This is a genomic window from Enterobacter sp. 120016, assembly GCF_018383635.1.
Lineage (GTDB): Bacteria > Pseudomonadota > Gammaproteobacteria > Enterobacterales > Enterobacteriaceae > Enterobacter > Enterobacter asburiae_D.
Window position 1 is genome coordinate 293,015 of record NZ_JAHAWC010000002.1, and the last position, 22,497, is coordinate 315,511.

The following is a 22,497-nucleotide window of genomic DNA, read 5'->3' on the forward strand; positions in this document are numbered from 1 at the left end:
AATAAGCGGGAGAACATAATGATTAACGTGGAGATGTTATCCACCGGCGACGAAGTGCTGCATGGACAAATTATCGATACCAATGCTGCCTGGCTTGCCGATCTTTTCTTTGAGCAAGGATTACCGTTAACGCGTCGCAATACCGTGGGCGACAATCTTGAGTCGCTGGTCGCTATTCTGCGCGAGCGCAGCGAACAGTGCGACGTGCTGATTGTGAATGGCGGGCTCGGCCCCACTAGCGACGATCTCAGCGCGCTGGCCGCCGCGACCGCAAAAGGCGAAGGGCTGGTGCTGCACGAGGCGTGGCTTTCGCAGATGGAGCGCTTTTTCTCCGAACGTGGCCGCGTCATGGCCCCCAGCAACCGCAAACAGGCGGAAATTCCCGCCAGCGCCGAGCTGGTCGATAACCCGGTGGGTACCGCGTGCGGGTTTGCCATGCAGCTGAACCGCTGCCTGATGTTCTTCACGCCGGGCGTGCCCTCAGAATTTAAAGTGATGGTCGAGCAGCAGATCCTGCCGCGCCTTCGCGATCGTTTTACCCTGCCTGAACCGCCGCTGTGCCTGCGTCTGACCACCTTTGGCCGCTCTGAAAGCGATCTGGCCCAGAGCCTTGACCCTCTCCCGCTGCCGCCGGGCGTCTCCATGGGCTATCGCTCCTCCATGCCGATCATTGAACTTAAGCTGACAGGCCCGGCCGAGCAGAAAGAGGCGATGCTGGCCCTGTGGCCCGAGGTGCAGCGCGTGGCGGGCGAAAGCCTGATTTTTGAAGGGACGGAAGGGTTGCCCGCGCAGATTGCGGCGCATCTGCAGTCGCGTCAGCTGAGCGTGACCTTAAGCGAGCAGTTCACGGGTGGCCTGCTGGCGCTGCAGCTGTCGCGCGTCAACGCGCCGCTGCTGGCCAGCGAAGTGGTGCCGTTCCAGCAGGAGACCCTGGCGCAAACCGCACGCTGGGCTTCCGAGAGAAGGGTGAAGCATTTTGCCGGTCTGGCGCTGTTCGTCGGGGGGCTGGACGAGGAATACCTTAACTTCGCGCTGGCGACGCCGGAAGGCACCTGGGCCCTGCGGGTAAAAATGAGCATCACCCGCCACAGCCTGGCGGTGCGTCAGGAGGTTTGCGCCATGATGGCGTTGAACATGCTGCGCCGCTGGCTGAATGGTAAAGAGGTTGCCAGCGAGCACGGCTGGATCCATGTGGTCGAGTCGCTGTTTATTGAGTAAAACCTGTGCCGGGGCCTTTCGCCCCGGCCATGTTCAGCCCAGCGCCTTCGCCAGCAGGGTGATTGGATGTTCGCAGCGCTTGCTGGTGGACATCTCAATCTGCCACTTGCAGGTTTCGCAGTCCGTTACCACGATATCCGCGCCGCTCTCTTCAATCTGACGGAACAGCGGGGCGCCAATCGCCTGTGACGTTTCGTAGTTTTCACGCTTAAAGCCGTAGGTCCCCGCAATCCCGCAGCAGCGCGAATCCAGCACCGTCAGCTCCAGGCCAGGAATAAGCCGCAGCAGCTCAAGCGTATAGAGCGACCAGCCCATTTTCTCCATGTGACACGGCGTGTGATAGACCACTTTCAGCGGTAATGTCTTCAGCGGCAGCGTCTGCCCGCTATCCAGCTTGCGCCACAGGAAGCGCGTCGCCAGCTCGATGTGCTCGCGCAGGCCGGTGTTATCCACGTCCAGCAGATGCGGGTACTCGTCGCGCAGGGTGAAGGTACAGGTGGACGAGGTCGCCAGCACCGGAATACCTTTATCGACAATTGCTTCGCGCAGGGAGGTGACATTGCTCTGAGCTTGCCTGCGCGCTTTATCGGTAAACCCGTTGGCAATCAGCGGTACGCCGCAGCACTTCTCTTTGTTCAGTAGCTGAACGCCCGTTCCCATGGCGTTCAGCACCTTCAGCAGGTCTTTACCCAGCTGCGGGTGGTTGTAGTTCACATAGCAGCCGTGGAAAAAGGCCACCTGGTCGGCATACTTCGCCTGTTCCGCCGCGACGGATTTGTACCAGCGGCGGAAGGTGCCGTGAGAATATTTCGGCAGGCTGCGGTGATGATCTATCTTCAGCGTCGCATCCAGCAGCTGGCGCACCGGCTTGAGCGAGGTCGCGGCATTCACCTGCGGGGCAAAGGGCGTCGAGACGCTGCCCATCAGATCGGTATGGCTAAGGATCGCGTCCCGCAGCGTCGGCTTTTGCGTGCTGTAGCGCGCCCGGGCGCGCTGGATGATATCGCCGATTTTAACATCCGACGGGCAGGCGACTTCGCAGCGTTTGCAGTTAATGCAGTATTTCAACGCCTCGTCATACAGCTTGCCGTCCTTCAGACGCAGACGCTCGCCGTCCGGTCCGGCCTGCTTTGGACCCGGATAGCGTGGGTTCACGCCGCTGACCGGGCAGACGGTGGTACACACCGTGCATTTAATGCAGCTTTCAAAACGGGTGTCGTTCATTGTTCAGCCTCCGTGCGCTGGCTAATCTGCTCTGCCACATACAGCGCCGTGACGGCGCAGACCCCGCCACCGCATCCCTGGGCAATGGGATCGTACCCGCCCAGCAGCGAGCCGATGGCAAAGAGATTACTGACGGGCTTACCGGAAAGCTGCGGGTGCAGCTGGCTATCGACAATCACCCCGAACTGCTGCCAGGGCTGCGGCGAGAAGAAATCACTCTGATACCAGTCAGATCGGGAGGCTCGCTGGCGAACATCCAGCCCCATGATGGCTTCCCGGATGCCCTCCCGGCTGCTCAGCAGCCCGTTGCTGAAGAAGCTGCCGCTTGCCAGCACCGTATAGCGGGCACGAAGCGGAATATCGTCGTGGTTGCGCGTCCAGATTTCGCTCACCGCGCCGTCGGTCAGGGTGATTTTTTTCACCTCATCACCCGCCATCCACACGCCGCCCTGCGCGACAAACTGGCGCTGGAGCTGGGTATGCAGGCGAATGCCGGGTACGGAAGGGGGCAGCGTGGGCAGCAGGCCGAGCGAGCAGGGCAGACGATCCGAGAGCCAGCGCCAGAGCCGGTTGTCGCGTAAACCAAAGCAGGCGGGCATCAGCAGGGCGTCGCAGCCGTCGCCGAGCGGCCTGAGCGCGTCATACAGCAGCGGCCATTTGTCCTCGTTATCCAGAAAACGGGCGATATTCACCGCGCGAAACTCGCTCGGGTTATCGCGCAGGACATCAAGCTCGGGCAGCTCTATCTCTGCCGTTTCGGCGTTAACGCCCTGGCGACAGAGCGACGCCGCCGCGAGGTGGGGCTGAAAATCCAGAAAGCCGCTAATACCCACGACCCGCACGCGCGCGGCATTGAAGGGTGCAACGGGTACCTCCTCCGGGCTGAGCCAGGCAGAGCGCAGGGTGCCGAGCGGCGTGACGCGCTGGTGATTGAGCCGGGCGCTTCCCTTCAGACGCGCGCCGCAGTCCGCCAGCAGCGCTTCGGTTTCCAGCGCAAAGCGGTCAATATGCTGCGCGCCAATCAGGTGATACGGGTGCTCCGGCGGCAGCTTATCGCGGTACGCTTCGTCCACCAGATCCAGCGAGCCCGACGAGAAGTGCAGGGCGCTCTGGCCCCGGGTGATAATGGCGCAGCGCAGCCCCTGCTTCGTGAGTTTGATGCCGCAGAGCAGGCCTGCCAGCCCGCCGCCGACGATGACGGTATCAAATTTCATCGCGTTGCTCCTTCTCAAGACCGCAAAGCCCCTGGTAGACCCAGCGGGTAAATTCGCTTTCGCGCAGGGCATCGCCCCAGGCTACAGGCTGAATGCCTTTCCAGCGCTCGTTTAAAAACGCGCTGAGCTGATCGAGCGACTGGGTGGCGGTGGTGGTGTGAAAACGCTGCAATAATCCGGCGGCACGACAGGCGCACAGCTCGCCCTGACAGGTCCCCATTCCAACGCGGGTGCGGCGGCGAAGATCGAGCAGGCTATTGACCGTCAGGCTCTCCACCGCGTACTGCACCTCACCGGCGGTGACGGCTTCGCACTCGCATACCAGGCTGCGGCTCAGTCGTCCTTCACCGAGCCACTGTGGCGTTCTGTCGCCGTGGCGGTAAATAGCGGACCCGCGCAGCGGCGCGGGCAGAGAGATAATTTTTTGCAGCGTTTTTTCGGTGGACTGACGCGAGCCGGGCAGGGCTTGTTCTGCCGTCACGCACCGTTCGGTATTGCCCAGCTTGCGGCAGACGGCATCGGTCGCCCACTCGGCCATCAGGCGGTAGGTCATCAGCTTGCCGCCGGTGATGGTGATAAACCCGTCCATGCCGTCGCGCTCGGCGTGATCGAGCAGCACGATGCCCCGGCTGACGTTACGCCCGCTCGGGTCGTTATCGCTGGCGACCAGCGGACGCACGCCCGCGTAGGCGCGCAGAATACGCGTCTTGGCCATCACCGGGGCCAGTTTTTCCCCTTCGCGCAGCAGGATGTCGACCTCTTCGGCGGTCACGCGGTTGTAGTCAATCTCGCTGTAGTCCACGTGGGTTGAGGTGGTACCGATTAACGAAATGGTGTCGCCAGGGACGAGAATATCGGCATCAGACGGTTTACGGCAGCGGTTGATCACGTGGTTATTGATGCGGTGGTCGAGGATCAGCAGCGAGCCTTTCGCCGGGAACATGCGCACCGACAGATCCGCGTATTCCGCGATGCGCTGCCCCCAGATCCCCGCCGCGTTGACCACGACGGCGGCATACAGCTCGCTGTGTTCGTTATATTGCGTATCAAGGATCCGCACGCCGCAGATGCGATTCCCCTCGCGGATAAGCCCGGTCACTTCGTGCCCGGTCAGGATGTGCGCGCCATGTTCTCGGGCGTCCAGCATATTGGCGGCGGTCAGGCGGAAGGGGTCAACGGTGCCGTCAGGCACTTTCACCGCGCCGATAAGCGCCGGGTTAACCGACGGTTCCAGCCGCCGCGCCAGCGCCGGGTCCATGGCCTCAGCCTGAATGCCTGCTGCAGTGCAGGCGGTAATAAAGGTGTCCTGAAAGGCGAGATCATCTTCTGGAAGGGTAATAAAGAGGCCGTCGGTCGGCTCAATGCAGTGGCGGGCGATACGCTTGAGGATCTGGTTTTCGGCAATACATTCGCGCGCGGATTCACCGTCGGTAACCGCATACCGCGCGCCGCTGTGCAGCAGGCCATGGTTACGCCCGGTTGCGCCCGTGGCGATATCATGGCGCTCCAGCAGCGTGACGCTTAAGCCGCGAAGGGCGCAGTCGCGTGCGATCCCGGCGCCGGTTGCGCCACCGCCAATGATTATCACATCGCTGTAGCGAGGATCGTGAATGGTCATTGTTTACCCTCTATGTTCGTTTTTTTATCATTTAGCCATATCAATAGTGTGGTTTGTTTGATTTCGAACATAAACGCGCGAAATTCGAAAGTGAAACGTGATTTCATGCGCTTTTTTGCGCATTCTGTCATATTTCTGTAACAATCTGTGCGTTGATTCACAGTAACAATCACCGTGATTTCTTAACATCCCCGCCTCTGGAATTCGGGTGCGAGCCACCTGCTCATTCAATTCAAGGCCACGGAGGCTGTTATGCTCAGTATCTTCAAACCTGCGCCGCATCGGGCGCGTCTGCCAGAGGCAGAAATTGATCCGCTATACCGCCGTCTGCGCTGGCAAATCTTCCTGGGGATCTTCTTCGGGTACGCGGCGTACTACCTTGTACGTAAAAACTTTGCGCTCGCCATGCCGTATCTGGTGGAGCAGGGCTTCTCCCGCGGCGATCTGGGGTTCGCGCTGTCGGGGATCTCAATCGCCTACGGTTTTTCCAAATTCATCATGGGTTCCGTATCGGATCGCTCGAATCCGCGCGTGTTCCTGCCCGCTGGCCTGATCCTGGCGGCCGCGGTCATGCTGTTCATGGGCTTTGTGCCGTGGGCGACGTCCAGTATTGCGATTATGTTCGTGCTGCTGTTCCTCTGCGGCTGGTTCCAGGGGATGGGGTGGCCGCCGTGCGGACGTACCATGGTGCACTGGTGGTCGCAGAAGGAGCGCGGCGGCATCGTGTCGGTGTGGAACTGTGCGCATAACGTGGGTGGCGGTATTCCGCCGCTGCTGTTCCTGCTGGGGATGGCCTGGTTCAACGACTGGCACGCTGCGCTGTATATGCCTGCCTTTGGCGCCATCGTCGTGGCGATTATCGCCTTCGCGCTGATGCGCGACACGCCGCAGTCCTGCGGCCTGCCGCCGATTGAAGAGTACAAAAACGACTATCCGGATGATTACAGCAAGGAGCACGAAGAAGAGCTGACCGCAAAACAGATCTTCATGAAGTACGTCCTGCCGAACAAGCTGCTGTGGTACATCGCGGTGGCGAACGTGTTCGTTTACCTGCTGCGCTACGGCATCCTCGACTGGTCGCCAACCTACCTGAAAGAGGTGAAGCACTTCGCGCTGGATAAATCCTCGTGGGCCTATTTCCTGTATGAATATGCCGGGATCCCGGGCACGCTGCTTTGCGGTTGGATGTCGGACAAGGTGTTTAAAGGTAACCGCGGCGCGACGGGCGTGTTCTTTATGACCCTGGTGACCATCGCGACCGTTGTTTACTGGCTCAACCCGCCGGGCAACCCATCAGTAGACATGGCCTGCATGATCGTCATCGGCTTCCTGATTTATGGTCCGGTAATGCTGATCGGTCTGCACGCGCTGGAGCTGGCACCGAAAAAAGCGGCAGGCACGGCGGCAGGCTTTACCGGTCTGTTCGGCTATCTGGGCGGTTCGGTCGCGGCGAGCGCCATCGTGGGCTACACCGTTGACTTCTTCGGCTGGGACGGCGGCTTTATGGTGATGATCGGCGGCAGCGTGCTGGCGGTACTGCTGCTGATTGTTGTGATGATCGGTGAGAAACGCCACCACGCGGAAGTGCAGGCGCGTCGTCAATAAGGAGTATTGCCATGAAATTATCTTACGTAACAACCGGCCTGCTGCTGGCGGGCCTGATGACCGGCTCCGCGCTGGCGGCGGATAAAATCGTTATCGCCCACCGCGGTGCCAGCGGCTATCTGCCGGAGCATACGCTGCCGGCAAAAGCGATGGCCTATGCCCAGGGCGCGGATTATCTGGAGCAGGATCTGGTGATGACGAAGGACGACCAGCTGGTCGTCCTGCATGACCACTATCTGGACCGCGTGACGGACGTGGCGGAGCGCTTCCCGGACCGCGCGCGAAAAGATGGCCGCTACTACGCCATTGATTTCACCCTGGCGGAGATCCGTTCCCTGAAGTTTACCGAAGGCTTTGAGATTGAAAACGGCAAGAAGGTGCAGGTCTATCCGGGACGTTTCCCGATGGGCAAATCTGACTTCCGCATTCATACCTTCCAGGAAGAGATTGAGTTTGTTCAGGGGCTGAACCACTCCACCGGTAAAAACATCGGTATCTACCCTGAGATCAAAGCGCCGTGGTTCCACCATCAGGAAGGAAAAGACATTGCCGCGAAGACGCTGGAGGTGCTGAAACAGTACGGCTACACCAGCAAGAAGGACAAAGTCTACCTGCAGTGTTTTGATGCCGCCGAGCTGAAGCGCATCAAAACCGAGCTGGAGCCGAAGATGGGCATGAACCTCAATCTGGTTCAGCTGATCGCCTATACCGACTGGAATGAAACCCAGGAGAAGCAGCCGGACGGTAAGTGGGTTAACTATAACTACGACTGGATGTTTAAGCCGGGCGCGATGAAGCAGATTGCGCAGTACGCCGACGGCATCGGGCCGGATTACCACATGCTGGTGGCGGAAGGCTCAGCGCCGGGCCACGTGAAGCTGACGGCGATGGTAAAAGAGGCGCACGCCAGCAAGATGCAGGTGCATCCGTATACCGTGCGTGCAGACCAGCTGCCGCCGTATGCCACGGACGTGAATCAGCTTTATGAGGTGTTGTATAACCAGGCGGGCGTGGACGGGCTGTTTACGGATTTTCCGGATAAAGCGGTGAGCTTTTTGAAGGATTAACGCTGAAATTGCCGGGTGGCGGCTGCGCCTTACCCGGCCTACGAACTAACCCTCTCCCACCGGGAGAGGGGATACGGACAACATCACATCTCGATCTCAATATCGCCTTTTGCCCGGCAGCAGCAGGGCAAAATTTCCCCTTCGTTGATAAAGGCCAGCGGCTCGGTCAGCCAGTCCACCTGGCCGGCGACCAGACGGCAGCGGCAGGAGCCGCAGTAGCCGGAACGACACTGGTACTCTACTTCTACCTGATGCGCTTCAAGCGCCACCAGCAGAGAAGGGTGCTCTTCCCGACACAGTACCTCAGTGCCGGAAAGACTTAACGTGACGCGTGACATCAGAGCTGGAAGTTGCTCAGGTCGTCGGTGTTGACTTCAGAATCAATCTGACCGACCAGATAAGAGCTGACTTCCACTTCCTGCGGCGCAACCTGCACGTTATCGGACACCAGCCAGGTGTTGATCCACGGGATTGGGTTAGAGCGCGTCTGGAACGGCAGGTCGAGACCGACGGCCTGCATGCGGATGTTGGTGATGTACTCAACGTACTGGCACAGGATGTCTTTGTTCAGGCCAATCATGGAGCCGTCGCGGAACAGGTAGTCCGCCCACTCTTTCTCCTGCTGAGCCGCCAGCACGAACAGGTCGTAGCACTCCTGCTTGCACTCTTCGGCGATTTCGGCCATCTCCGGGTCGTCCACGCCGCTGCGCAGCAGGTTCAGCATGTGCTGGGTGCCGGTCAGGTGCAGGGCTTCGTCACGAGCGATCAGGCGAATGATTTTGGCGTTGCCTTCCATCAGCTTGCGCTCGGCAAAGGCGAAGGAGCAGGCGAAGCTCACGTAAAAGCGGATCGCTTCCAGCGCGTTGACGCTCATCAGGCACAGGTACAGCTGCTTTTTCAGCGCGCGCAGGTTCACGGTAACGGTTTTACCGTTCACGTTGTGGGTGCCTTCGCCCAGCAGATGCCAGTAGCTGGTCATCTGGATCAGCTCGTCGTAGTAGTGGGCAATGCCTTCCGCGCGCTTCTGGATCTGCTCGTTGGTAACGATATCGTCAAACACCACCGCCGGATCGTTCACGATGTTGCGGATGATGTGGGTGTAAGAGCGGGAGTGGATCGTCTCGGAGAACGCCCAGGTTTCCACCCAGGTTTCCAGCTCAGGAATAGAGATCAGCGGCAGCAGCGCCACGTTCGGGCTACGGCCCTGAATGGAGTCCAGCAGCGTCTGGTACTTCAGGTTGCTGATGAAGATATGTTTTTCGTGATCCGGCAGTGACTGGTAGTCAATACGGTCGCGGGAAACGTCCACTTCTTCCGGGCGCCAGAAGAAGGAGAGTTGCTTTTCGATCAGCTTTTCGAAGATGTCATATTTTTGCTGATCGTAGCGTGCCACGTTGACCGGCTGGCCGAAGAACATCGGCTCTTTGAGCTGGTCGTTTTTCGTCTGTGAAAAGGTGGTGTATGCCATGAGTGTGTCCTGTGAGAGATTTTGTCAGTCGGGCAAACAAAATCGTAGGCCGGGTAAGCGTAGCGCCACCCGGCATTTACATTAGATCTTACATGCGCCGCTTTCGCAGCCATCGTCCTGAATTGACGGCACCATGTCGTCCTGCGCGTCTTCCGCACCGTCACGGGTGTTGTGATAGTACAGCGTTTTCACGCCAAATTTGTAGGCGGTGAGCAGGTCTTTCAGCAATTGCTGCATCGGAACCTTGCCGGACGGGAAGCGCGTCGGGTCATAGTTGGTATTGGCAGAGATCGACTGGTCGATAAACTTCTGCATGATACCTACCAGCTGCAGGTAACCGTCGTTGTTTGGCATTTCCCACAGCAGCTCGTAGTTGTTGCCCAGCGTTTCGTAATCCGGTACGACCTGACGCAGCACGCCGTCTTTCGACGCTTTAATGCTGACGTGGCCGCGCGGCGGTTCAATACCGTTGGTGGCGTTCGAGATCTGCGAAGAGGTCTCGGACGGCATCAGGGCAGAGAGCGTGGAGTTACGCAGGCCGTGGGTCTTGATGGACTCGCGCAGGCCTTCCCAGTCGAGATGCAGCGGCTCGCTGACAATCGCATCCAGGTCTTTCTTGTAGGTGTCGATTGGCAGAATGCCTTTCGCATAGGTGGTTTCGTTGAACCACGGGCACGCGCCTTGCTCTTTCGCCAGCTCGTTAGAGGCTTTCATCAGGTAGTACTGAATCGCTTCGAACGTCTGGTGCGTCAGGTTGTTGGCGCTGCCGTCAGAGTAGCGCTTGCCGTTTTTCGCCAGCCAGTAGGCGAAGTTGATCACGCCGATACCCAGGGTACGGCGGCCCATTGCACCGCGTTTCGCGGCCGGGATTGGGTAATCCTGGTAGTCCAGCAGGGCGTCGAGCGCGCGAACCGCCAGCACCGCCAGCTCTTCCAGCTCGTCCAGGCTCTTAATTGCGCCCAGGTTGAACGCGGACAGCGTACACAGCGCGATTTCGCCGTTTTCGTCGTTAACGTCTTCCAGCGGTTTGGTCGGCAGGGCGATCTCCAGGCACAGGTTAGACTGGCGCACCGGGGCGACGACCGGGTCAAACGGGCTGTGGGTGTTGCAGTGGTCCACGTTCTGGATGTAGATACGGCCGGTAGAGGCACGTTCCTGCATCATCAGGGAGAACAGGTCTACCGCCTTCACGCGCTGCTTGCGAATGCTGTCGTCTTTTTCGTATTTGGTGTACAGACGCTCGAACTCGTCCTGATCGGCAAAGAACGCGTCATACAGGCCCGGAACGTCGGACGGGCTGAACAGGGTGATGTCTTCGCCTTTCAGCAGACGGGTGTACATCAGCTTGTTGATCTGCACGCCGTAGTCCATGTGGCGCACGCGGTTGCCTTCCACGCCGCGGTTGTTTTTCAGGACCAGCAGGCTTTCCACTTCCAGGTGCCACATCGGGTAGAACAGGGTCGCAGCACCGCCGCGCACGCCGCCCTGAGAGCAGGATTTTACTGCCGTCTGGAAGTGTTTATAGAACGGGATACAGCCGGTGTGGAACGCTTCACCGCCGCGAATCGGGCTGCCCAGCGCACGGATGCGACCGGCGTTGATGCCGATACCGGCACGCTGGGAAACGTATTTCACGATGGCGCTGGAGGTGGCGTTGATGGAATCCAGGCTATCACCGCACTCGATCAGTACGCAGGAGCTGAACTGACGGGTTGGGGTACGCACGCCGGACATGATTGGCGTCGGCAGAGAAATCTTGAACGTGGATACCGCATCGTAGAAACGCTTCACGTATTCCAGACGGGTGTCACGCGGGTAGTTAGAGAACAGGCAGGCGGCCACCAGAATATAGAGGAACTGGGCGCTTTCGTAGATCTCACCGGTTACGCGGTTCTGAACCAGGTATTTGCCTTCGAGCTGCTTCACCGCCGCATAGGAGAAGTTCATGTCGCGCCAGTGATCGATAAACCCGTTCATCTGCTCGAACTCTTCTTCCGTATAGTCTTCCAGCAGATGCGTGTCGTATTTGCCCAGCTCAACCATTTTCACTACGTGATCGTAAAGCTTCGGCGGCTCAAACTGGCCGTAGGCTTTTTTACGCAGGTGGAAAATCGCCAGACGTGCAGCGAGGTACTGATAATCCGGTGCTTCGCGGGAGATGAGGTCTGCCGCTGCTTTGATGATCGTTTCGTGGATATCAGACGTTTTGATGCCGTCGTAGAACTGAATGTGGGAACGCAGTTCAACCTGGGAGATAGATACGTTGTTCAGTCCTTCTGCTGCCCAGTCGAGAACTCGATGGATTTTGTCCAGATTGATACGCTCGGTAGTACCGTCGCGCTTTGTCACCAGCAGACTCTGATTCATGTGGGTTTTACCTGTCCGTGAAATAAAAAATATCCCCCGCTTATCCACAGATCCGTCTTGTGACTAACTCTGTGGATAAATACTACATATAGGGGGTTTGCGATAAGATAAACGCTATATGGTGAGTATTCTAGTATCGAATCATTTCAGCACAAGGGTTGATTTTGACGTTAAATTGAGGTTGTGAAAGGGTAAAAAAGGCTAAGTCCTCGTACCGTAAGGCCTGGAAGACATGTCAATAATTAAGAAAAAAAATTCAAAATTTGATCGAGTGCTGATTTCTTCAACGAGAGGTCAGAATTGCGCAACATGATGTCGCGCAATCTTTATAAGAATAACGAATGACGTTAGTCGTTTTTGGCGGTTGTGTGCAACATATAGTTAACATCAACGCCCGGTGCGAGTTTGAATTTATCGGTCAGCGGATTGTAGTGCAGGCCGGTGATGTGCTGCTCTTTGAGCCACGTCTGGTCAACCCAGCTTAACAGCTCCGCAGGCTTGATGAATTTCTTCACGTCGTGGGTCCCTTTCGGCACCATGCGCAGCACATACTCCGCGCCGACGACGGCCATCAGCCAGGCTTTACCGTTGCGGTTGATGGTTGAGAAGAAGACCTGGCCGCCCGGCTTCACCAGATTTGCACAGGCATGCACCACCGACTGCGGATCGGGAACGTGCTCCAGCATTTCCATGCAGGTCACCACATCGTACTGATGGGCGTGTTTCGCCGCATGCTCTTCCACGGTTTCCTGCACGTATTCCACCTGTATACCGGACTCCAGCGCGTGAAGGCGGGCTACCTGCAGCGGTTCAAAGCCCATATCCAGGCCCGTAACATTCGCCCCTTCGCGCGCCATGCTTTCAGCCAGGATGCCGCCGCCGCAGCCGACGTCGAGCACTTTCTTACCGAACAGACCGCCGGAACGCTCCGCGATATAGCCCAGACGCAGCGGGTTAATGCGATGCAGCGGTTTGAACTCACCTTCGAGATCCCACCAGCGGGACGCCACCGCTTCAAATTTGGCAATCTCTTCGTGGTCAACGTTGTGAACCACCGGGGATTTTTCGGCATTCATGGGCGCTTTTACTCCTTATTTAGCAAGACAAAGGAGTATATCAGGCAATCCCCGTGAATAAAGCGTATAGGTTTACCTCAATCACCTCGGCTGTGTTATAATTTGCGACCTTTGAATCCGGGATACAGTAGAGGGATAGCGGTTAGATGAGCGACCTTGCGAGAGAAATTACACCGGTTAACATCGAGGAAGAGCTGAAGAGCTCCTATCTGGACTATGCGATGTCGGTCATTGTTGGCCGTGCGCTGCCGGACGTCCGCGATGGCCTTAAGCCGGTACACCGTCGCGTACTATACGCCATGAACGTATTGGGCAATGACTGGAATAAAGCCTATAAAAAATCTGCCCGCGTCGTCGGTGACGTTATCGGTAAATATCACCCGCATGGTGATACCGCCGTTTATGACACCATCGTTCGTATGGCGCAGCCATTCTCCTTGCGTTACATGCTGGTAGATGGTCAGGGTAACTTTGGTTCAGTCGACGGCGACTCCGCTGCGGCGATGCGTTATACGGAAATCCGTATGTCGAAAATCGCACATGAGCTGATGGCCGACCTGGAAAAAGAGACCGTTGATTTCGTCGATAACTACGACGGCACCGAGCGCATCCCAGATGTGATGCCAACCAAGATCCCGAACCTGTTGGTTAACGGTTCGTCCGGTATCGCGGTCGGTATGGCAACCAACATTCCGCCGCACAATATCACCGAGGTGATCAACGGCTGCCTGGCCTATATCGACGATGAAGACATCAGCATTGAAGGGCTGATGGAACACATCCCGGGCCCGGACTTCCCGACGGCGGCGATCATCAACGGTCGTCGCGGTATTGAAGAAGCGTACCGCACCGGCCGCGGCAAGATTTACATCCGTGCCCGCGCCGAAGTGGAAGCGGACGCTAAAACCGGCCGTGAAACCATCATTGTTCACGAGATCCCGTATCAGGTGAACAAAGCGCGTCTGATTGAAAAAATCGCCGAGCTGGTAAAAGAAAAACGTGTTGAAGGCATCAGCGCGCTGCGTGACGAGTCTGACAAAGACGGTATGCGCATCGTGATTGAGATCAAACGCGACGCGGTGGGCGAGGTTGTGCTGAACAACCTGTACTCCCAGACTCAGCTTCAGGTCTCCTTCGGTATCAACATGGTTGCACTGCACCATGGTCAGCCGAAGATCATGAACCTGAAAGAGATCCTGAGCGCGTTCGTGCGTCACCGCCGTGAAGTGGTGACCCGTCGTACCATCTTCGAACTGCGCAAAGCGCGCGACCGTGCGCACATCCTTGAAGCGCTGGCGGTTGCGCTGGCCAACATCGACCCGATCATTGAACTGATCCGTCGTGCGCCAACCCCGGCGGAAGCGAAAGCCGGCCTGATTTCCCGTCCGTGGGATCTGGGTAACGTCGCCGCGATGCTGGAACGTGCGGGCGATGACGCAGCGCGTCCTGAGTGGCTGGAACCTGAATTCGGCGTGCGTGACGGTCAGTATTACCTGACTGAACAGCAGGCCCAGGCGATTCTGGATCTGCGTCTGCAGAAACTGACCGGCCTTGAGCACGAAAAACTGCTCGACGAATACAAAGAGCTGCTGGAACAGATTGCTGAGCTGCTGCACATCCTGGGCAGCGCAGAGCGTCTGATGGAAGTGATCCGTGAAGAGCTGGAACTGGTCCGCGATCAGTTCGGCGATGCGCGCCGCACCGAAATCACCGCGAACAGCTCTGATATCAACATTGAAGACCTGATCAACCGCGAAGACGTGGTGGTCACCCTGTCTCACCAGGGCTATGTGAAGTATCAGCCGCTGACCGACTACGAAGCACAGCGTCGTGGCGGTAAAGGCAAGTCTGCAGCTCGTATTAAAGAAGAAGACTTTATTGATCGCCTGCTGGTGGCCAACACCCATGACACGATCCTCTGCTTCTCCAGCCGCGGTCGTCTGTACTGGATGAAAGTCTATCAGCTGCCGGAAGCGAGCCGCGGTGCGCGTGGTCGTCCAATCGTTAACCTGCTGCCGCTGGAAGCGAACGAACGTATCACCGCCATCCTGCCGGTACGCGAGTACGAAGAGGGCGTGAACGTCTTTATGGCGACCGCCAGCGGTACCGTGAAGAAAACCGCGCTGACCGAGTTCAGCCGCCCACGTTCCGCCGGGATCATCGCGGTGAACCTGAACGAAGGCGACGAGCTGATCGGCGTGGATCTGACCTCCGGTTCTGATGAAGTAATGCTGTTCTCTGCCGCCGGTAAAGTGGTGCGCTTTAAAGAGAATGCCGTCCGTGCGATGGGTCGTACCGCTACGGGCGTTCGTGGTATCAAACTGGCTGGCGAAGACAGCGTTGTTTCTCTGATTATTCCGCGCGGTGAAGGGGCTATCCTGACCGTCACGCAGAATGGTTACGGTAAACGTACGGCGGAAGGGGAATACCCAACCAAGTCTCGCGGCACGCAGGGCGTTATCTCTATCAAAGTGACCGAGCGCAACGGTTCCGTTGTGGGCGCGGTGCAGGTGGACGATGCCGACCAGATCATGATGATCACCGATGCCGGTACGCTGGTGCGTACCCGCGTGTCTGAGATCAGCGTGGTGGGGCGTAACACCCAGGGCGTAATCCTCATCCGTACAGCGGAAGATGAAAACGTGGTGGGTCTGCAGCGCGTTGCTGAGCCGGTGGATGACGAAGAGCTCGATTCCATCGACGGTAGCGTTGCGGAAGGCGATGATGATATCGCGCCGGAAGCCGATACTGACGATGACGCAGCGGATGACGCTGACGAGTAATGTCTCCTGATGCAAAAAAGGGCCGGATTCCGGCCCTTTTCTTTTGCACAAGCAGATAAGTCAACGTTGCGACCTGGCGCGTTTACCGCTACCTTAACCACATTCTTTTGACCCCGACGGCGGAGCCTCGCCCCCTTGAAATACCTCGTCTCCTTTCGTACTACGCTGAAAGTTTCTCGCTATCTGTTTCGGGCGCTGGCGCTCCTGCTTTGGCTGCTGGTGGCCTTGTTCTCGGTGTTTTACATCGTTAACGCGCTGCACCAGAAAGAAGCGGAGATCCGCCAGGAGTTTAACTTAAGCTCCGACCAGGCCCAGCGCTACATTCAGCGAACGTCTGACGTGATGAAGGAGCTGAAGTATATAGCCGAGAATCGTCTGACGGCGGAAAACGGTATCCTTGCGCTTCGCGGGCGTAATGACAAAACCGAAGTCCCGGACTTCCAGCCCCTGTTCCCGGACTCCGATTGCTCCACCATGAGCAATTCCTGGCGCGGGTCGCTGGAATCCCTTGCCTGGTTTATGCGCTACTGGCGCGACAATTTCTCCGCCGCCTATGACCTGAACCGCGTATTCCTGATTGGCAGCGAAAATCTCTGCATGGCTGACTTTGGCCTGCGCGATGTGCCCGTTGAGCGTGACGATGCGCTGAAAAGCCTGCATGAACGTATTGTGAAATATCGCAATGCGCCGCAGGACGAGCGCGGGAATAACATCTTCTGGGTTAGCCAGGGCCCGCGCCCGGGCGTGGGCTATTTCTACGCCCTGACGCCGGTGTATCTCGGCAATCGCCTGCAGGCGCTGCTGGGGATTGAGCAGACCATCCGCATGGAAAACTTCTTCACCCCGGGCAGCCTGCCCATGGGGGTGACCATTCTGGATGAAAACGGTCATCAGCTGATCTCACTCGCCGGGCCGGATAACCCGTTAAACGTCGAACCGCACTGGATGCAGGAACGGTCGTGGTTTGGCTATACCTCGGGTTTCCGCGAACTGGTGCTGAAGAAGAGCCTGCCGCCTTCGTCGCTGAGTATTGTCTATTCGCTGCCGGTGGACATGGTACTTGAGCGGATACGCATTCTCATCATGAATGCCATTCTGCTGAACCTGATCGCGGGTGGGGCGCTGTTCACCCTGGCGCGCATGTATGAGCGGAAAATCTTTATTCCCGCCGAGAGCGACGCCCAGCGGCTGGAGGAACACGAGCAGTTTAACCGCAAGATTGTTGCCTCGGCACCGGTGGGGATCTGTATTCTGCGTACTCAGGACGGGACCAATATCCTGAGTAACGAACTGGCGCATAACTACCTGAACATGCTGACGCATGAAGACCGGCAGAGGCTGACGCAAATCATATGCGGCCAGCAGGTTAACTTTGTCGACGTGCTCACCAGCACGCACACCAACCTGCAGATCAGCTTCGTGCATTCCCGCTATCGCAATGAGAACGTGGCGATTTGCGTGCTGGTGGATGTCTCCGCGCGCGTGAAGATGGAAGAGTCGCTGCAGGAGATGGCGCAGGCCGCGGAGCAGGCCAGCCAGTCGAAATCCATGTTCCTTGCCACCGTCAGCCACGAGCTGCGAACGCCGCTGTACGGGATCATCGGTAACCTCGATCTGCTGCAGACGAAAGAGCTGCCGAAAGGGGTCGACAGGCTGGTGACGGCGATGAACAACTCCTCCAGCCTGCTGCTAAAAATCATCAGCGATATTCTCGACTTCTCTAAAATTGAGTCTGAGCAGCTGAAAATCGAGCCGCGGGAGTTCTCGCCGCGCGAGGTCATGAACCACATTAGCGCTAACTATCTGCCGCTGGTGGTGCGTAAACAGCTGGGGCTCTACTGCTTTATCGAACCGGACGTGCCGCTGACGCTGCACGGCGATCCGATGCGCCTGCAGCAGGTCATCTCTAACCTGCTCAGCAACGCCATTAAATTCACCGATGTTGGCTGTATCGTGTTGCACGTCTGCCGGGCGGGGGATTATCTGAGCATTCGCGTGCGCGACACGGGCGTCGGCATCCCGGCGAAGGAGGTGGTTCGCCTGTTCGACCCGTTCTTCCAGGTCGGGACCGGCGTGCAGCGTAACTTCCAGGGTACCGGACTGGGGCTGGCGATTTGTGAGAAGCTCGTCAGCATGATGGACGGTGATATCTCGGTGGATACCGAGCCCGGCATGGGCAGCCAGTTCACCATCCGTATTCCGCTCTATTCGGCGCAGTATCCGGCTAAAGCGACGGTTGACGGGCTGAGCGACAAGCGCTGCTGGCTGGCGGTGCATAACGCCTCGCTGAATGACTACCTGACGGCGCTGCTTGCCCACAGCGGCGTGAGGGTGTGTCGCTATGAAGGCCAAACCCCGGACGTGGACGATGTGCTGATCGCCGACGAGATGCCGGATCAGCCGTGGCAGGGAAGAGGGTCGGTGCTCTTCTGTCGTCGCCACATCGGCATTCCTGTCGAGCGTGCGCCTGGAGAATGGGTACACAGCGTGGCAACGCCGCACGAGCTGTTGAGCCTGCTGGCGCGCATCTACAAAGTAGAGCTGGAAGAGCGCGACGGCGCGGGCGGATTGCCGTCACCGGACTCTCTGGCGTCGGTGAATGACGATATGATGATTCTGGTGGTGGATGACCATCCGATTAACCGCCGCCTGCTGGCTGACCAGCTTGGATCGCTGGGCTATCAGTGCAAAACGGCCAATGACGGCGTGGATGCGCTGAACGTGCTGAGTAAAAATCATATTGATATCGTGCTTAGCGACGTCAACATGCCAAACATGGACGGCTACCGTCTGACGCAGCGCATCCGACAGCTGGGCCTGACGCTGCCGGTAGTGGGCGTAACGGCGAACGCGCTGGCGGAAGAGAAGCAGCGCTGTCTTGAGTCAGGCATGGACAGCTGTCTGTCGAAACCGGTGACGCTGGACGTGCTGAAACAGACATTGTCGATTTACGCGGATCGCGTGAGAAAAACCAGAATATAAAAAAGGCCCGCGAGGGCCTTTTACGTTTTTCCCCCTCTCCCTGTGGGAGAGGGCTGGGATGAGGGCATCAGGCCGCACACCCGTCCGGGATCAATCCTTGTCCGTTGCGCTCAGCGTAACGGAGGAGAGATAGTTCAGCAGTGCAATATCGTTGTCCACGCCCAGCTTCATCATCGCTGATTTCTTCTGGCTGCTGATGGTTTTAATACTGCGGTTCAGCTTCTTGGCAATCTCGGTCACCAGGAAACCTTCTGCGAACAGGCGCAGAACTTCACTCTCTTTCGGGGACAGGCGTTTGTCACCGTAGCCACCCGCGCTGATTTTTTCCAGAAGGCGAGAGACGCTCTCAGGTGTGAACTTCTTGCCTTTCTGCAGCGCAGCGAGCGCTTTTGGCAGATCGGTCGGTGCGCCCTGCTTCAGCACAATCCCTTCGATGTCCAGATCCAACACCGCGCTCAGGATCGCCGGGTTGTTGTTCATGGTAAGAACAATGATCGAGATGTCCGGGAAGTGACGTTTAATGTATTTGATGAGCGTAATCCCATCACCGTATTTGTCCCCAGGCATGGAGAGATCGGTAATGAGCACGTGTGCATCAAGCTTTGGGAGGTTATTGATCAGTGCTGTAGAGTCTTCAAATTCACCGACTACATTCACCCACTCGATCTGTTCAAGTGATTTGCGAATACCGAACAGTACAATCGGATGGTCATCGGCAATAATTACGTTCATATTGTTCATGTATAAGGCTACCTTGCTACAGCAAGCTTTTGACGTAGGCGTCAATGTCGCTGATGTATTTTTCAATGCCAGAGGCATCTTTCTCACGAATTAGATGTTCCAGCGTTTCACATAACTGCTTGCCGGGAACCAGATTAAGCATGGCAAACACCCCTTTAAGCCGGTGTGCTGTCTGTGCCAGCGCTGCAAAATCATTCGCAGCGGACTCAGTATACAACCGCTTAACATCATCTGGTACTGTATCAACAAAGAGTGAATAGTATCCGCTGGCGTGAAGCTCGGCATTTTCATTGCCGCCTAACGGTGATTCCGCTATCTCTTCCTGCGCCAGCTGCTCTTCTATTAGTTGTAGTACAGCTTCCTGCATCGCATTGCTTATATTAAAGTTGACGCGCAGCTGGCCAGGGCCGATTTTCCGCACGCCTGACTCATCATCGCTTAAAAGCAAGCCGGAGGCAGTAAGATTAGACGGATTATCAGTTAAAAACAGATCAAATTCTTGACTTGCAAGTCTTTCATCCGGCGTGATGCAGGCCGCACCCCAGTTTTCTAACTGACGAACGACAATATTGCGGATCTCATTCGAGGTCACATCGACCATCACCACGACGTCATCCAGCAGACGTTCTTCATCTTCTTCCTGCGGATTGGCCGCCATTTTCACGTGCAGAGAATAGCGGGTGCCGAGGGATTCACGGGCTTTGATATTCAGATGGCCGCCGAGCTTGCGCGCCAGCTGATCGCATAGCCAGAAGGTCAGGGCATTGGCCTTGCCGTAGCGATCGCTTTGCGTGTCATTCAGGAACGGGAAGTGCAGGTTATCAATTTCACTCGTTGTGACACCTTCCCCGGTGTCCAGGATGCGGAACGCCAGGCGGTCTTCTGCCGACTCCTCCGCGCTGACTTCCAGGGTGATCTTGCCGATCTGGGTGGTGGTCACGGCGTACTGAATAATCATCAGCAGAATGCGGCGCAGCGCTTCGCGATCGCCGTGGCGTTCGTCATTCGCCGGGAGATTATTATTGATCAGCAGCTGCAACCCCTTGCGCTTAATCACGGGCAGCACGTCCGGCACGACTTCATCGATCAGATCCTGAATGGAGAAGAGGGTTGGCGTTCCCTTCCAGAAATCATTCTCCAGCATGTTCGCCAGCTGGATCTCATCAACCATTCTGACCAGTGAATCGGCCTGGCAGGCAAGCTGGTGGCTTTCTGCGGTGTTTAACGCCGCCGCCTGGGTCGCCAGCGTTTTTAATGGCTGCTTGAAGGCATCGCCAATGTTCTGCATGAAGGCGGCGCGCCCCTGCTGGTTTTTCTCATACAGTCTTTGCGCCTGCTTGAGCTTTTTATTGACCAGCACTTCGCGATCCTGGTCGCGAATAATAAAGATTTGCGTGCGGGGAGCCACCTGGCTGCGGAACTGACGGATCTCGTACAGTTCATTGTTGATGGTGGCCTGAATCACCCCCTGGTGCTGATCCGCCATGGTGGTAATGTTCTGCAGATTAAGATGCGGCAGCAGATGGTCGGCAATTTTGTTGCTCATCAGCGTACGATTCGCCTCCTGGTCGTGAACTAAGACCCCAAGCGGCAGCACGGAAACAATTTCTTCATTCAGTGCACGCAATACGCGCAGCTCATTGCTGGTGCCGGCCGGAACCGCAGAGGCGTCGCTCTGACGCCCCGTCTGGAACCGGAAGGTGCTGTAGCCAAACAGAGCCAGCGCCAGCAGACCGATATTCAGCAGCAGAGGCAGCAGGATATTTTGCAGGGTGTCGAGCAACAGCGTGCCAAACGGCACCTGCCACACCAGACGCATCCCGGTCGAATTCAGCGATGAGGCAATTTCGATTTTCGAACCGTTAAAGGAGATCGAAACGCTCTCTGCGGCCTCTTTGTCTGACGCCGCACGCATGTTCTGAGTGCTGCTGTCAGGCTCCATACGGAAGCTGTCGAGCGGCATGTCCGGCGGGATCAAATCATTAATCGGTAAATCGAAGGCTACCACCGTCGCCAGATGTCCTGGCTGGTTGAACGTGGTGCGCAGGGTAAAGTAATGACCGTTTTGCCAGGCCAGACGACGCAGGGAAGAGAAGCTCTCGCGTTCATCAAGGGCGTTCGCCTGCTGCAGCATCTCTGCCCGGCGGGAATCGACGATGCTGCCCACGGTGGTCTCTTTAAACCCGGAAGAGAGATCTTTTAACGGCAGCGTTGAGATCAGGATCATGCTGTTGTCCTGACCGTTCAGATAGTACATCGACCACGGCACCGTTTCAGCGCCCCAGAGGGTATCCAGATAGGTCGAGATACGCTGCGTCATCTCAAGCGTCGCGCTGTCGTGAGAGCCAAAGATGAGGGCCTCGGTCTTACGCTGCGGTTTTTCGAGATAATAGACATCCTGCTTCAGCCGCGTCTCCTGAAGTCCATCCCCGGACGAGGAGGTCGGGGCAGCCGCGATATTGTCGTAAATCTGCCAGGTGGCGTAGCGCCAGGTATCAATGCGCTTGTGCACGGCATGGGTGATATCAACGACCTGATAGCTCTTATCCTTCAGCCAGGCGTTAACCGCGCTTTGCACCATCACCCCCATGGTGACTAACAGCACAACGATCAAAAGAAGAAAGAAACGGGTGATGCTCCCGGGAAGGAGGGAAAATTTGCTCGGGGCGGTAGTTTCAGTCTGACTCATTGATATCTTTAACCCGTGATGGTCGTGCTCTGTGGCGATAGGGCAGTATAAAGGGTAATAACTGAATTTCCAGCGCCACTGTCCGGGAAGAAGCGACTTTTTCGCCGGACAATATCGGCGGTGCGGTGTGCAGTAAACATGTACAAACTCGCCCTAGGCGTACAAATAACAGACACACGTAGCCAGAAAATAGCACGAATTAACAAGAAATTAAGTTTTGCCTCAATTTTATGCCCTCGCAGGATACCCGAGGAGAATTTAGTTAATAGTCGTTACAATTACGGTGCGGTAGCACAAAAAAAAGAGAAGTTACGTAAAGAAAGGTAAAAAAAAACCGAATGCGGAGCATCCGGTTCAATTAGGGATAAACAGACATTCAAAACTGAATGACGGTAATAAATAAAGTTAATGATGATAGCGAGAGTTATTTTAGAGATTAGGTGCG

The 22,497-nt window shown here is 57.0% G+C and carries 14 protein-coding genes; 5 read left to right on the forward strand and 9 right to left on the reverse strand.

The features are described 5' to 3' along the window. Positions 1-18 precede the first annotated feature (18 nt). A complete protein-coding gene (locus KIF87_RS05650) occupies positions 19-1,218 on the forward strand; it encodes a nicotinamide mononucleotide deamidase-related protein YfaY (RefSeq protein ID WP_213328152.1) in 1,200 nt (399 codons plus the stop codon). Positions 1,219-1,251: 33 nt separating this feature from the next. Here the strand turns inward: KIF87_RS05650 and glpC are convergent, their stop codons facing one another. Genes glpC through glpA form a run of 3 tightly spaced genes read right to left on the reverse strand, consistent with a single transcriptional unit; the run spans position 1,252 to position 5,274 of the window. Further along, positions 1,252-2,442: an anaerobic glycerol-3-phosphate dehydrogenase subunit GlpC gene (gene glpC / locus KIF87_RS05655; RefSeq protein ID WP_213328153.1), complete on the reverse strand. Its 1,191-nt coding sequence runs from the start codon at positions 2,440-2,442 to the stop codon at positions 1,252-1,254. After that, positions 2,439-3,656 (reverse strand): glycerol-3-phosphate dehydrogenase subunit GlpB, encoded by a 1,218-nt coding sequence (gene glpB / locus KIF87_RS05660; RefSeq protein WP_213328154.1) that lies wholly within the window; start codon positions 3,654-3,656, stop codon positions 2,439-2,441. The genes glpC and glpB overlap by 4 nt, the downstream gene beginning before the upstream one ends. After that, entirely contained in the window at positions 3,646-5,274 is a 1,629-nt protein-coding gene (glpA, locus tag KIF87_RS05665; protein ID WP_213328155.1) for an anaerobic glycerol-3-phosphate dehydrogenase subunit A, read from the reverse strand. Before glpA ends, glpB begins: the two co-directional genes overlap by 11 nt. A 252-nt stretch (positions 5,275-5,526) precedes the next feature. Here glpA and glpT point away from each other — a divergent pair, with 252 nt between their 5' ends. Next, a complete protein-coding gene (gene glpT, locus KIF87_RS05670; protein ID WP_029740922.1) occupies positions 5,527-6,879 on the forward strand; it encodes a glycerol-3-phosphate transporter in 1,353 nt (450 codons plus the stop codon). 11 nt (positions 6,880-6,890) lie between these two features. Further along, a complete protein-coding gene (glpQ, locus tag KIF87_RS05675; protein ID WP_213328156.1) occupies positions 6,891-7,946 on the forward strand; it encodes a glycerophosphodiester phosphodiesterase in 1,056 nt (351 codons plus the stop codon). An 83-nt stretch (positions 7,947-8,029) separates the two neighbouring features. Here the strand turns inward: glpQ and yfaE are convergent, their stop codons facing one another. From yfaE to ubiG, 4 genes are all read right to left on the reverse strand, one after another. After that, on the reverse strand, positions 8,030-8,284 hold the full coding sequence (gene yfaE / locus KIF87_RS05680) for a class I ribonucleotide reductase maintenance protein YfaE (RefSeq protein ID WP_008500234.1): 255 nt from the start codon (positions 8,282-8,284) through the stop codon (positions 8,030-8,032). Further along, entirely contained in the window at positions 8,284-9,414 is a 1,131-nt protein-coding gene (gene nrdB, locus KIF87_RS05685; RefSeq protein ID WP_213328157.1) for a class Ia ribonucleoside-diphosphate reductase subunit beta, read from the reverse strand. Before nrdB ends, yfaE begins: the two co-directional genes overlap by 1 nt. An 81-nt stretch (positions 9,415-9,495) precedes the next feature. Further along, the gene (gene nrdA, locus KIF87_RS05690) at positions 9,496-11,781 is read right to left on the reverse strand and encodes a class 1a ribonucleoside-diphosphate reductase subunit alpha (RefSeq protein WP_023312513.1); all 2,286 of its coding nucleotides are present in this window, start codon (positions 11,779-11,781) and stop codon (positions 9,496-9,498) included. A gap of 347 nt (positions 11,782-12,128) precedes the next feature. Then, positions 12,129-12,857, reverse strand: a complete 729-nt coding sequence (ubiG, locus tag KIF87_RS05695; RefSeq protein ID WP_213328158.1) for a bifunctional 2-polyprenyl-6-hydroxyphenol methylase/3-demethylubiquinol 3-O-methyltransferase UbiG — start codon at positions 12,855-12,857, stop codon at positions 12,129-12,131. Positions 12,858-13,003: 146 nt separating this feature from the next. On the opposite strand from ubiG, the gene gyrA reads away from it, so the two are divergent. Together gyrA and rcsC are read left to right on the forward strand one after the other, a co-directional pair. After that, positions 13,004-15,640 carry a DNA topoisomerase (ATP-hydrolyzing) subunit A gene (gyrA, locus tag KIF87_RS05700; RefSeq protein ID WP_121425291.1) on the forward strand — a complete coding sequence of 879 codons (2,637 nt, stop codon included), beginning with the start codon at positions 13,004-13,006 and terminating at the stop codon, positions 15,638-15,640. A 135-nt stretch (positions 15,641-15,775) separates the two neighbouring features. After that, positions 15,776-18,622: a two-component system sensor histidine kinase RcsC gene (rcsC, locus tag KIF87_RS05705; protein WP_213328159.1), complete on the forward strand. Its 2,847-nt coding sequence runs from the start codon at positions 15,776-15,778 to the stop codon at positions 18,620-18,622. 90 nt (positions 18,623-18,712) lie between these two features. On the opposite strand, the gene rcsB is transcribed toward rcsC, so the two are convergent. Together rcsB and rcsD are read right to left on the reverse strand one after the other, a co-directional pair. After that, positions 18,713-19,363, reverse strand: a complete 651-nt coding sequence (rcsB, locus tag KIF87_RS05710; RefSeq protein ID WP_003859405.1) for a response regulator transcription factor RcsB — start codon at positions 19,361-19,363, stop codon at positions 18,713-18,715. Between the two features lie 16 nt (positions 19,364-19,379). Then, positions 19,380-22,052, reverse strand: a complete 2,673-nt coding sequence (gene rcsD, locus KIF87_RS05715) for a phosphotransferase RcsD (protein WP_213328160.1) — start codon at positions 22,050-22,052, stop codon at positions 19,380-19,382. Positions 22,053-22,497: the final 445 nt, after the last annotated feature.

Coding starts and splice junctions, on each gene's coding strand:
- glpB (WP_213328154.1), bottom strand. CDS start 3,656: ATGAAATTTGATACCGTCATCGTCGGCGGCGGGCTGGCAGGCCTGCTC.
- ubiG (WP_213328158.1), bottom strand. CDS start 12,857: ATGAATGCCGAAAAATCCCCGGTGGTTCACAACGTTGACCACGAAGAG.
- glpT (WP_029740922.1), top strand. CDS start 5,527: ATGCTCAGTATCTTCAAACCTGCGCCGCATCGGGCGCGTCTGCCAGAG.
- rcsB (WP_003859405.1), bottom strand. CDS start 19,363: ATGAACAATATGAACGTAATTATTGCCGATGACCATCCGATTGTACTG.
- yfaE (WP_008500234.1), bottom strand. CDS start 8,284: ATGTCACGCGTCACGTTAAGTCTTTCCGGCACTGAGGTACTGTGTCGG.
- nrdA (WP_023312513.1), bottom strand. CDS start 11,781: ATGAATCAGAGTCTGCTGGTGACAAAGCGCGACGGTACTACCGAGCGT.
- glpA (WP_213328155.1), bottom strand. CDS start 5,274: ATGACCATTCACGATCCTCGCTACAGCGATGTGATAATCATTGGCGGT.
- gyrA (WP_121425291.1), top strand. CDS start 13,004: ATGAGCGACCTTGCGAGAGAAATTACACCGGTTAACATCGAGGAAGAG.
- glpQ (WP_213328156.1), top strand. CDS start 6,891: ATGAAATTATCTTACGTAACAACCGGCCTGCTGCTGGCGGGCCTGATG.
- rcsD (WP_213328160.1), bottom strand. CDS start 22,052: ATGAGTCAGACTGAAACTACCGCCCCGAGCAAATTTTCCCTCCTTCCC.
- glpC (WP_213328153.1), bottom strand. CDS start 2,442: ATGAACGACACCCGTTTTGAAAGCTGCATTAAATGCACGGTGTGTACC.
- KIF87_RS05650 (WP_213328152.1), top strand. CDS start 19: ATGATTAACGTGGAGATGTTATCCACCGGCGACGAAGTGCTGCATGGA.
- nrdB (WP_213328157.1), bottom strand. CDS start 9,414: ATGGCATACACCACCTTTTCACAGACGAAAAACGACCAGCTCAAAGAG.